The following is a 10,353-nucleotide window of genomic DNA, read 5'->3' as shown; positions in this document are numbered from 1 at the left end:
CAACGGGCATAGCTGTCTTTACTCGGTGTGGTTTGACCGCTGACTTGTCCTTCTTCATCGACTTCTATGGCCTGACGCTGTTTGCTGCCGGCGGTCTGAATAATGGTGGCGTCAATGACGGCGGCGGATGCTTTCTCTACTTTTAAACCTTTTTCAGTCAGTTGGCGGTTAATCAGTTCCAGCAATTCGGACAGGGTGTCGTCTTGCGCCAGCCAGTTGCGGTAGCGGCATAAGGTGCTGTAATCGGGGATGCTCAGTTCGTCAAAACGGCAAAACAGGTTGAAATCGACGCGGGTGATGAGGCTGTGCTCGAGTTCGGGATCGGAGAGGCTGTGCCATTGTCCGAGCAGGACGGCTTTGAACATGGACAACAGGGGATAGGTGGGACGGCCGCGGTGGTCTCTAAGGTAATGGGTTCTTTGACGGTTCAGGTACTGTTCGATCGGTTGCCAATCAATCACTTGATCCAACTTCAATAGTGGGAAGCGGTCGATGTGTTTGGCAATCATGGCTTGTGCGGTTTGCCGGAAGAAGGTGCTCATGGAAAATCCCCTAAATGTCTTGGTGGGAATTTAGGGGATTTTGGGGGATTTTGCAAAGGTCTCAGGCAGCCTTTTTCTTGCCGAATCAGGCGGCAGATGCTTTCCAAAAATCGCGCGAGGGGTCGAGCACGGGTTGGACGATGCCGGTGCGCACGGCGTAGTCGCCGAAGCCTTCGCCCGGTTCGCGGTCTGTTGCCCAGGCGGCGATCCATTCGCGCAGGATGGCGAGGATTTCGGGTTCGGTGATGTTTTCTTTGTAGAGGCGGGGGATGCGCGTGCCTTGGCGGTTGCCGCCGGCGTAGAGGTTGTAGCGGCCTATGGCTTTGCCCACGAGGCCGATTTCGGAGAGCATGGTGCGGCCGCAGCCGTTGGGGCAGCCGTTGGCGCGCAAAACGATGTGCTCTTCGGACAGGCCGTTTTCTGCCATGATTTCGTCCACATGGTCGAGGAATTGGGGCAGGAAGCGTTCGGCTTCGGCCATGGCCAGCGGGCAGGTGGGCAGGGCGACGCAGGCCATGCTGTTTTCGCGCTGTTTGCTCACTTTGTCGTTGATGAGACCGTGTTCGCGGGCGATTTTTTCGATTTTGGCCTTGTCGCGGGCGGCCACGCCGGCCACGATGAGGTTTTGGTTGGCGGTGAGGCGGAAGTCGCCTTTGTGGATTTTGGCGATTTCGCGCAGGCCGGTTTTGAGCGGGCGGCCGGGCGCGTCGGTGATGCGGCCGTTTTCGATGAAGAGGGTAAGGTGCCATTTTTTGTCTTCGCCCTGCACCCAGCCGATGCGGTCGCCGCGCGTGGTGAATTCGTAGGGGCGGATGGGCTGGAATTTTGCGCCCATGCGGTTTTCCACTTCGGCGATGAATACTTCCGTGCCCACGCGCTCGAGGGTGTAGCGGGTTTTGGCGGCTTTGCGGTCGCTCCTGTTGCCCCAGTCGCGCTGCACGGAAACGACGGCGGCGGCGCAGTCGAGCACTTTGTCGAGCCCGATGAAGCCGAATTCGCGGGCGGTGTCGGGGTAGGTTTTGGTGTTGCCGTGCTCCATGGAGAGGCCGCCGCCCACGAGTACGTTGAAGCCGGCGAGTTTGCCGTTTTCTTCGATGGCGACGAAGTTTAAGTCGTTGGCGTGCAGGTCTACGTCATTGTGCGGGGGGATGACGACGGTGGTTTTGAATTTGCGCGGCAGGTAGCTGGCGCCGAGTACGGGTTCGGTGTCGTCGCCGCTTTTCACGCCTTCGGCCAGGGGGGCGGTTTCGGTGGTTTCCACTTTTTCGCCGTCGAGCCAGATTTCGGCGTAGGCGCGGGATTTGGGCAGGAGGTGTTCGCTGATTTTCTTCGCCCATTCCCAGGCTTCGCGGTGCAGGCTGCTTTCCACGGGGTTGCTGGTGCACAGGACGTTGCGGTTCACGTCGCCTGCGGTGGCGATGGAGTCGAGGCCGAGTTTGTGCAGCCATTGGTGCACGGCTTTGATGTCGGGCTTGAGGATGCCGTGGTATTGGAAGGTTTGGCGGTTGGTGAGGCGGATGGAGCCGTAGAGGGTATGGCTGCCGGCGAATTGGTCGATGCCCAGCCACTGCTGCGGGGTGATCACGCCGCCGGGCAGGCGGCAGCGCAGCATGACGTTTTTGAGGTTGTCGAGCTTTTGGTCGTTCCGCTCGGCGCGGATATCGCGGTTGTCCTGCTCGTACATGCCGTGGAAGCGGATGAGCTGGAAGTTGTCGCCGTTGAAGCCGCCGGTGAGGCCGTCGCCGAGGTCTTGGGCGATGGTGCCGCGCAAATGGTGACTCTGGCCTTTGAGGCGTTCGTTGTCGGCCAGGGGGGTGGCGGGGAGTTTGGCGCGGGGGTCGGGGGTGCTCATGCTTGGGTTCCTTTGGGTTTGGGTTGTTTTGGGGCTGCCTGAAAGGCGGTTTTCCGTTTTCAGGTAGCCTTTCCGTTTCCTGCTTGGGGCTGCCTGAACTTGCCTTTGCTTGTCGGATACGGGTATCCGTCCTACTGCCGTTTCCTAATCGGGCTACCTGAAAACCGCCAGGCCGGATTCTCGAAACCGACATTTGGGGCGGCGGATTTGCCGGATACGGACATTCAATCCGCCGCTGAAACAATTAATTGAATAACATAGCAAATAATTTTTCAGGTAGCCTTTCCTGTTTGCAACTTGGCCGCCTTGGGGAAAGGCCGTCTGAAAATGGTTTTTTGATTTTCAGGTAGCCTTTTTTTGCCTGGCGGGGCTGCCTGAAAAACAGCCGCTGTTTTCAATACACGTCGCGCTGGTAGCGGCCTTCCTGGCGCAGGTTGTCGAGGTATTCGTCTGCGTCGTCGGCGCTCAGGCCGCCTTGTTCGGCGATGGTGTCGAGCAGGGCCTGCTCCACGTCTTTGGCCATGCGCGAGGCGTCGCCGCACACGTAGATGTGCGCGCCCTGCTGCAGCCATTGCCACAGTTCGGCGGCTTCTTCGCGGATTTTGTGCTGCACGTAGATTTTCTCTTCCTGATCGCGCGACCAGGCGAAGTCGTATTTGTTGAGCAGGCCGTCTTTCGCCCAACCCTGCCATTCGGTTTGGTAGAGGAAGTCTTGGGTGAAATGCTGGTTGCCGAAAATCAGCCAGTTTTTGCCACTGTCGCCGTTGGCGGCACGCTGCTGCATGAAGGCGCGGAAGGGGGCGACGCCGGTGCCCGCGCCGATCATGATTACGGGCGTGTCGGGGTTTTCAGGTAGCCTGAAGCGGGGGTTTTCCTCCACGAACACGCGCACGCTGCCTTCTTCTTCCAAACGTTCACCCAGAAAGCCGGAGGCGGCGCCGGTGCGCGGGATGCCGTTGTGTTCGTAGCGCAGCACGCCCACGGTGAGGTGTACTTCCTCGCCCACTTCTTCGGGCGCGGAGGAGATGGAGTAGAGGCGCGGGGCGAGCGGGCGCAGCAGGCCGGCGAGCTGCTCGGCGGTGAGCGCGGCGGGGTATTGCGACACGATACCGGCAATCGGGTTGGCGGCGGCGTAGGCGGAAGCGTCGGCGGCGGCCTGCTTCAGCTCGGGATTGCCGGAGATTTCGGCGTAGCCCTGCACGAACTGCGGGGTGTTCAGGCCGATTTCCCAATCGTGCAGCAGGGCTTCGCGCACGGTTTTGCCCTGCCCGCCCGCATTCACCGGCTCGTCGCCCTTGAGCGAGACGGCGGCGAGGATTTCGTCCACGACGGCGGGGTCGTTTTCAAACCATACGCCCAGCGCGTCGCCCGCGCGGTATTGCAGGCCGGAGCCGGAGAGGTCGATTTCGATGTGGCGCACGTCTTTTTCCGAATCGCGGCCGGTGATTTTCTGGCGGACGAGCAGGGTGGCGGGGAAGGGGTTGGCCTTGTTGTAGGCGGATGCGGGCGCGGCGGGGGCGGGGCTGCCGGAAGCGTTGCCCGTACCAGTTGCGGCGGCGGGCGCGGCGGCCAGGCTGCCCACCAGCGGCACGATTTTGTCCAGCCAGGCGGCGGCTTCGGCCTGGTATTCCAAGTCGCAATCCTGCCGCTCCAGCAGGCGTTCGCCGCCGAGTTTGGCTAACAGCTCGTCGAAACTTTTGCCCGCGCCGCAGAACATGGGGTAGCTGGAGTCGCCCAGCCCGAGCACGGCAAATTTGAGGCCGGAAAGTTTGGGGGCTTTTTTGCCGCTGAGCAGTTTGTAGAGGCTGAGCGCTTCTTCGGGCGGTTCGCCCTCGCCCTGGGTGGAGGTAACGAGCAGCACGAGTTGTTCGCCTGCGATGTTTTTGGGTTTGTAGTCGGCGGCGGCGGTGTGGGCGGCGTTCACGCCGGCGGCGGCGAGCCTTTGCTGCAGCTCTGCGGCCACTTTGCGGGCGTTGCCGGTTTGCGAGGCGGAAATCACGGCCACGCGCAGGGGTTCGGCGGCGGGAGCGGGGGCTGTGGCGGCAGGTGCACCGATGCCGGGCTGCACGGCCTGCCCGCCGGCCTGCGACCAGCAGTAGCCGGAGAGCCAGGCCAGCTGCAGGGGGGTGAGCGCGGCGATTTGGGCGGCGAGTTCGGGGGGAAGCGGGTTCATGGCGGGTTCCTTGGGATGGTTTGTTATGGGCTGGGGCTACCTGAAAATTAAGGGGCGGATTGTTGGGTTACGGCTTGCAGCCTAACCCGACCTACTCTTGCTCTTGCTACTCTTGCTGGGGCTACCTGAAATTTAGCCGTCGGGTTTTCAGGTAGCCCGTCTTGCGTACGGCGAACGGGGGTGTCCGCGCTCCGGTTGTACGGCGGGTGGTAGGCTGCCGGATTGTGTTTCAGGTAGCCTTCTCTCACGGGAAAAGGCGGCGGTTTCAGACGGCCTTTATTTGTTCTGTTCGGCATTTATGCCCGATCTGCGGGTTACCTGAAAGTTGGCCGTCGGGTTTTCAGGTAGCCTGTTCTGCCTGCTGCGTTTCGCCTACCGCTTCTGCGTCGGCCAGTATCATGCCGGCGGCGGCGGTGTGGTTGGTGGCTTCATCTATCAGGATGAAGGCGCCGGTGGCGGGGTTGGCGGCGTAGAGGGTGCAGACGACGGGTTGCGCCAGCGTAAGCTCGACTTCGCCCAGGTCGTTCATTTCCAGCGTGTTGCGCCCGGCGGAGTGGCTGAGGGTGTGCACGTCCCACACGCGGCGTACGGCGGCGATTTTGGCGGGCACGGTGCGGGTGGTGTGTTTGAGCAGGTATTTGCGGGCGGGGTTGAGCGGGCGGCTGTCGAACCAGCACAGGGTGGCGATAAGGCGGCGTTGCGGCTCAAGCGGGCTGGCGGCGGAAAGGATGGTGTCGCCGCGCGAGATGTCGATGTCGTTGGCGAGGAGGAGGGTGGCGGGTTCGCCTGCGGTTGCCTGATCCACGCTGCCTTTGAGGCCGATGATGCCGCGCACGCTGCTTTCGAGCCCGGCGGGTTCGACGCGGATTTTGTCACCCACGCGCACGCTGCCGGCTTCGATGCGGCCTTGGTAGCCGCGGAAGTCGTCCTGTTTGCTGCCGTCGGCGCGCTGTACGAGCTGTACGGGGAAGTGGAAGTCTTGCGGCGCTTCGGACACGCCTTCGCCTGCGGGCAGGCTTTCCAGCACTTGCAGCAGCGAGCCGCCTTGGTACCACGGGGTGTGGGCGCTTTCGTGCACGATGTTGTCGCCGTTGAGGGCGGAGATGGGGATGAAGCGGATTTCGGGCAGGCCGAGAGTGTCGGCCAGTTCGCGGTAGGCGGCGGCGACGGCGTTGAATTTTTCTTGGCTGAAGCCGAGCAAGTCCATTTTGTTGACGGCCACGATGATGTGCGGGCAGCGCAGGTGGCGCAGGATGGCGGAGTGGCGTTTGGTTTGCGGCAGCAGTTGCAGCGGCTGTTGGGAAAAATCGAGCTGGGCGGCGTCTATGAGCAATACGGCGGCGTGGGCGGTGGAGGCGCCGGTTACCATGTTGCGGGTGTATTGTTCGTGGCCGGGGGTGTCGGCGATGATAAATTTGCGGCGGGCGGTGGCGAAGTAACGGTAGGCCACGTCGATGGTGATGCCTTGTTCGCGTTCGGCTTCGAGGCCGTCGGTGAGGGCGGAGAAATCGATCGCGCCTTGGCTGCGGCTGCTTTCGAGGCGGCGTACCTGGTCGCCGAGCAGGGCTTTGCTGTCGTAGAGCAGGCGGCCGATGAGGGTGGATTTGCCATCGTCCACGCTGCCGGCGGTGATGAAGCGCAGGGGGGCTTGGCGGTGGGAGCTGGTCATGATGTCGGGCTTTCTTTGGGTGGGTTGTTGGGGTTTCAGACGGCCTGGGCGGCGGGTCTGCGCTGTTTCGGGTGCGGCTGCCTCCGTCTGCATGAGGCGGGCAAAGTGCTTTCAGGCCGCCGCTGCCGTTTTGCGGGTGCGGGCGTTCGCGTTCCAAATCCGCTTTGGCGTTGTGTCTGCTTGCGCCTGTAGCCTGCCTTGCGGCTTTTTAGGCTACCTGAAAAACGGTGCGGGGCTTTTTCAGGTAGCCTTCGGGCTAGAAATAGCCTTGTTTCTTGCGCTGCTCCATGGCAGCTTCGCTCACTTGGTCGTCCATGCGGGTGGCGCTGCGCTCGGAGATGTCGGCCAGGGCGGTTTCGGCGATGATTTCAGCGGGGGTGGCGGCGCTGCTGGCCACGGGGCAGGTGCAGGAGATGTCGCCCACGGTGCGGAAGCGCACGGACAGCTCTTCTATCTGTTCGCCTTCGCGCGGCGGGGTGAGTTCGGTTACGGGCACTAAGAGGCCGTTGCGGCGCACCACTTGGCGGCGGTGGGCGTAGTAGATCGGCGGCAGGGCGAGCTTTTCGCGTTCGATGTATTGCCAGATGTCGAGTTCGGTCCAGTTGGATATGGGGAACACGCGCAGGTTTTCGCCGGGGTGCAGGCGGGCGTTGTAGAGCGACCAGAGTTCGGGGCGCTGGTCTTTGGGGTTCCATTGGCCGAATTCGTCGCGGAAGGAGAAGATGCGCTCTTTGGCGCGGGCTTTTTCTTCGTCGCGCCGCGCGCCGCCCATCAGTGCGCCGAAGCCGTGCTCTTCGATGGTTTCGAGCAGTGTGACGGCCTGGGCGGCGTTGCGGGAGTCGGTTTCGCGCCGCAGCACCACCGTGCCTTTGGCGATGGAGTCTTCCACGCTGCCGACGATGAGCCGCGCGCCAGATTCCCGGGCGGTTTGGTCGCGGAAGGCGATGACTTCGGGGTAGTTGTGGCCGGTGTCGATGTGCACCAGCGGGAAGGGCAGCGGGATGCTCCGCCCGGGCACGGCGAAGGCTTTGCGGGCGAGGGCGAGCAGGACGACGGAGTCTTTGCCGCCGGAAAACAGGATGGCGGGGTTGCGGCATTCGGCCAGCACTTCGCGGATGATGTGGACGGATTCGGCTTCGAGCCAGTCGAGGTGGTCGTTTTGCAGGGTGGCGCTCATGGCGGGCTTTCTGTCGGGTTGGTTGTTCGGGTTGCGGTTTCAGGTAGCCCGTGGCGGGCTGGGGCTACCTGAAAATATCGGGCTTGCGGCGGGCTGAAGAGTCCCTTACGTTTTTTCAGGTAGCCTTTTGGGTTGCGGCGGCTATTTGTGCAGGCCGCATTCTTTGCTGTCGCGGCTTTCCCACCACCAGCGGCCGGAGCGGATGTCTTCGCCTTCCTTCACGGGCATGGTGCAGGGTTCGCAGCCGATGCTGGGGTGGCCTTGGCGGTAGAGTTCGTTGAATGGCAGGCGCTGCTGCAGGGTGTAGGCCCACACTTCCTGTTCGCTCCAGTCGAAAATCGGGTTGTATTTGGCGATGCCGCGCGCGTTGTCGTATTCGGCCAGGGCGAGTTCGCTGCGGGTGACCGACTGCCCGCGGCGCTGGCCGGTGAGCCAGGCGTCGGCATCGGCCAGGGCGCGGTTGAGCGGCTCGACTTTGCGGATGTGGCAGCAGCGCTTGCGCAACTCCACGCTGTCGTAGAAGGCGTTCAGGCCGTGGGTTTGCACGTATTCTTCCACCGCTTTTTCTTCGGGGTAGTAGAGGCGGAAGTCGAGTGCGGGGTAGCGGCGGCGCACTTCGTCGGCCAAATCAAGGGTTTCGGCGTTGAGGCGGCCGGTTTGCAGCATGAACACTTCCACGCGCAGGCCTTGTTGCGCCAGCAGGTCGGTAATCAGCATATCCTCCACCGCCAGGCTGCTGGCCAGCTTCACGCGGCTGTGGCGGCGGTAGATTTCCAGCAGGCGGCGGCGCAGCGCGGCGGTTTTTTCAGGTAGCCTTTGGTACACGGCGGAAATGGGGCGGGGAATCTGCCACAGCTTGGGGCGGAAGGATACGGCGGAAGCGGTTTCTTCGCGGACAACCGGGATTTCTCGGATATTCACGGCATTCCCCCTCACGCCGCCTGCCCGGCCGCTGCGGCGGGCTGCGGCTGCACATAGCGGCCGCCCTGTTCGTCTTGCTGGTCGGGCTGCCCGCCGAACCAGGCCAAATCCTGCCGCAGCGCCACGGTTTCGCCGATCACCAGCAGGGCAGGCTGGGCGGCTTGCGCGGCCAATTCGGGCAGCTCGGCCAGGCTGCCGGAAAACACCTGCTGATGCGGCAGCGTGCCGCAGCTGATAACGGCGGCGGGCGTGGAGGCGGCGCGACCGTGCGCAATCAGCTCGCGCGAAAGTTCGGCGGCCTTAATCGTGCCCATATACACCACCAGCGTTTGCCGGTTCTGCGCCAGAGCAGGCCAGTCGGGCGCTTCGGCGTCGATTTTGCGGTGGCCGGTGATGAACATCGCGCCGTGCGCGTGGTCGCGGTGGGTGAGCGGGATGCCGGCGTAGGCGGCCGCGCCCAGTGCGGCGGTGATGCCGGGCACCACTTCAAACGGAATGCCCGCTTCGCGCAAGGCTTCCAATTCCTCGCCGCCGCGCCCGAACACGAACGGGTCGCCGCCCTTGAGCCGCACCACGCGTTTGCCCGCACGGGCATGGCGCACCAGCAGGCGGTTGGTTTCCTCCTGCGGCACGCTGCCGCCGCCGGCGCGCTTGCCCACGCAGATTTTGTCGGCATCGCGCCGCACCAAATCCAGCACCGCATCCGACACCAGCGCGTCGTACAGCACCACGTCGGCTTCCTGAATGCGCTGCAGGCCTTTGAGCGTGAGCAGCCCGGCATCTCCCGGCCCCGCGCCCACCAGCGCCACTTCGCCGCTTTGCGGCTGCTCCCCGGCCAAATGCCGCCACATCAGCTGCCCGGCCTCGCGGCTGCGGCGGCTTTCCGCCAAACGCCAGAAGGCGGCGGAAGCAAACAGCCTTTCCCAGAAGCGGCGGCGCTGCGTCGTGCTGCCGAGCCGCGCCTTCACGCGGCCGCGCCATTGCCCGGCAATCTGCGCCATTACGCCCAAACCCTGCGGCAGCAGGGCTTCCAGCCTCTCGCGCAGCAGCCGCGCCAGCACCGGTGCCTTGCCGCCGCTGGAAATGGCGATTTGGATGGGGTTGCGGTCGATAATCGAGGGGAAGATGAAGTTGCAGCGGGCGGGGTCGTCCACCGTGTTCACCAGCAGGCGGCGGCTCTGCGCGGCTTGGAACACCCGCTCGTTCAAATCGGAATCGTCGGTGGCGGCCACGGCGAGGAAGGCCGTGTCGAGCAGTTCGGGCGAGAACGAGCGCGCCGCCCACTCCACCCTGCCCGCGCCGTGCAGCGCGGCCACTTTCGGATGCAGCCTGCCCGCCGCAATGCGGACAACCGCGCCGCAGCGCAGTAGCAGGCGGATTTTGCGCAAAGCCACATGACCCGCGCCCACCACCAGAACGGGGCGGCCTTTCAAATCGACAAACAGGGGGAAGTAGTCCATTTCCGTTCTCACTCTAAAACCGTGCGCCTATCATAGGCGAAGCGGCGGGGGGAACGGAAAGACTGATTTCGCCATTAGATAGAAGGAAAAATTATATGCGCGGCAACTTATTGTTGCTAAACATTTATTCTAAGCGCGTATCTTGAACGCCGGCCGAGGCCGCCCGCCCGGTTTCGGGTTTGCGCCCGCAAAACAGGCGGGGGCAGCCGTGCGGGCAACAGACTTCCTGCAAAACGGGAAATGCCGGAAGGGCAGGCTACGGTTTGCCGCCGCGCAGGCAGGGTAAGGATGCCCAGGTTGCCGGAATCCAAATGTTTCAGCCGACCCGCCCGCCTCTTGCGGCCGGCTTGGGTTTCCGCCGGGCTTTTTGCTTTCAACCCCGGTTTGGATTTTCGCAAGAAGCCCGATATACGGAACCGTTTCAAACGCCGGGCGCGGGGCGGGAAATTGCGCCAAGAGACCTTTGCAAAAATCCCCCTCCACCCAACAGCCGAAGCCCAAACCCAAGCTTCCGGCTGTTTTTTGTTCCCAATTTCCCTTTTTTCTCCCCGGATACCTG

The 10,353-nt window shown here is 63.2% G+C and carries 8 protein-coding genes; all 8 read right to left on the bottom strand.

Annotation, left to right across the window (positions count from 1 at the left end; all coding sequences use genetic code 11):
* The coding region (locus O3660_RS11260; RefSeq protein ID WP_371464989.1) for a transposase at positions 1-542 on the bottom strand (542 nt) is incomplete at its 3' end.
* Between the two features lie 85 nt (positions 543-627).
* Entirely contained in the window at positions 628-2,394 is a 1,767-nt protein-coding gene (gene cysI, locus O3660_RS11255) for an assimilatory sulfite reductase (NADPH) hemoprotein subunit (RefSeq protein ID WP_049350894.1), read from the bottom strand.
* A gap of 394 nt (positions 2,395-2,788) precedes the next feature.
* The gene (locus tag O3660_RS11250; RefSeq protein ID WP_049350895.1) at positions 2,789-4,567 is read right to left on the bottom strand and encodes an assimilatory sulfite reductase (NADPH) flavoprotein subunit; all 1,779 of its coding nucleotides are present in this window, start codon (positions 4,565-4,567) and stop codon (positions 2,789-2,791) included.
* Positions 4,568-4,614: 47 nt separating this feature from the next.
* A complete protein-coding gene (locus O3660_RS11245; RefSeq protein WP_137041443.1) occupies positions 4,615-4,863 on the bottom strand; it encodes a hypothetical protein in 249 nt (82 codons plus the stop codon).
* Between the two features lie 44 nt (positions 4,864-4,907).
* Positions 4,908-6,236 (bottom strand): GTP-binding protein, encoded by a 1,329-nt coding sequence (locus O3660_RS11240; protein ID WP_049350898.1) that lies wholly within the window; start codon positions 6,234-6,236, stop codon positions 4,908-4,910.
* Positions 6,237-6,492: 256 nt separating this feature from the next.
* Positions 6,493-7,413 carry a sulfate adenylyltransferase subunit CysD gene (gene cysD, locus O3660_RS11235; RefSeq protein ID WP_049350896.1) on the bottom strand — a complete coding sequence of 307 codons (921 nt, stop codon included), beginning with the start codon at positions 7,411-7,413 and terminating at the stop codon, positions 6,493-6,495.
* 141 nt (positions 7,414-7,554) lie between these two features.
* Entirely contained in the window at positions 7,555-8,334 is a 780-nt protein-coding gene (locus O3660_RS11230; RefSeq protein ID WP_080974624.1) for a phosphoadenylyl-sulfate reductase, read from the bottom strand.
* 11 nt (positions 8,335-8,345) lie between these two features.
* Positions 8,346-9,794, bottom strand: coding sequence for a siroheme synthase CysG (gene cysG / locus O3660_RS11225; RefSeq protein ID WP_049358114.1), 1,449 nt, complete (start codon positions 9,792-9,794; stop codon positions 8,346-8,348).
* Positions 9,795-10,353: the final 559 nt, after the last annotated feature.

This window comes from Neisseria sp. 27098_8_139, assembly GCF_041433195.1.
GTDB classification, from domain to species: domain Bacteria; phylum Pseudomonadota; class Gammaproteobacteria; order Burkholderiales; family Neisseriaceae; genus Neisseria; species Neisseria subflava.
This window is presented reverse-complemented; position numbering and strand designations above follow the sequence as displayed.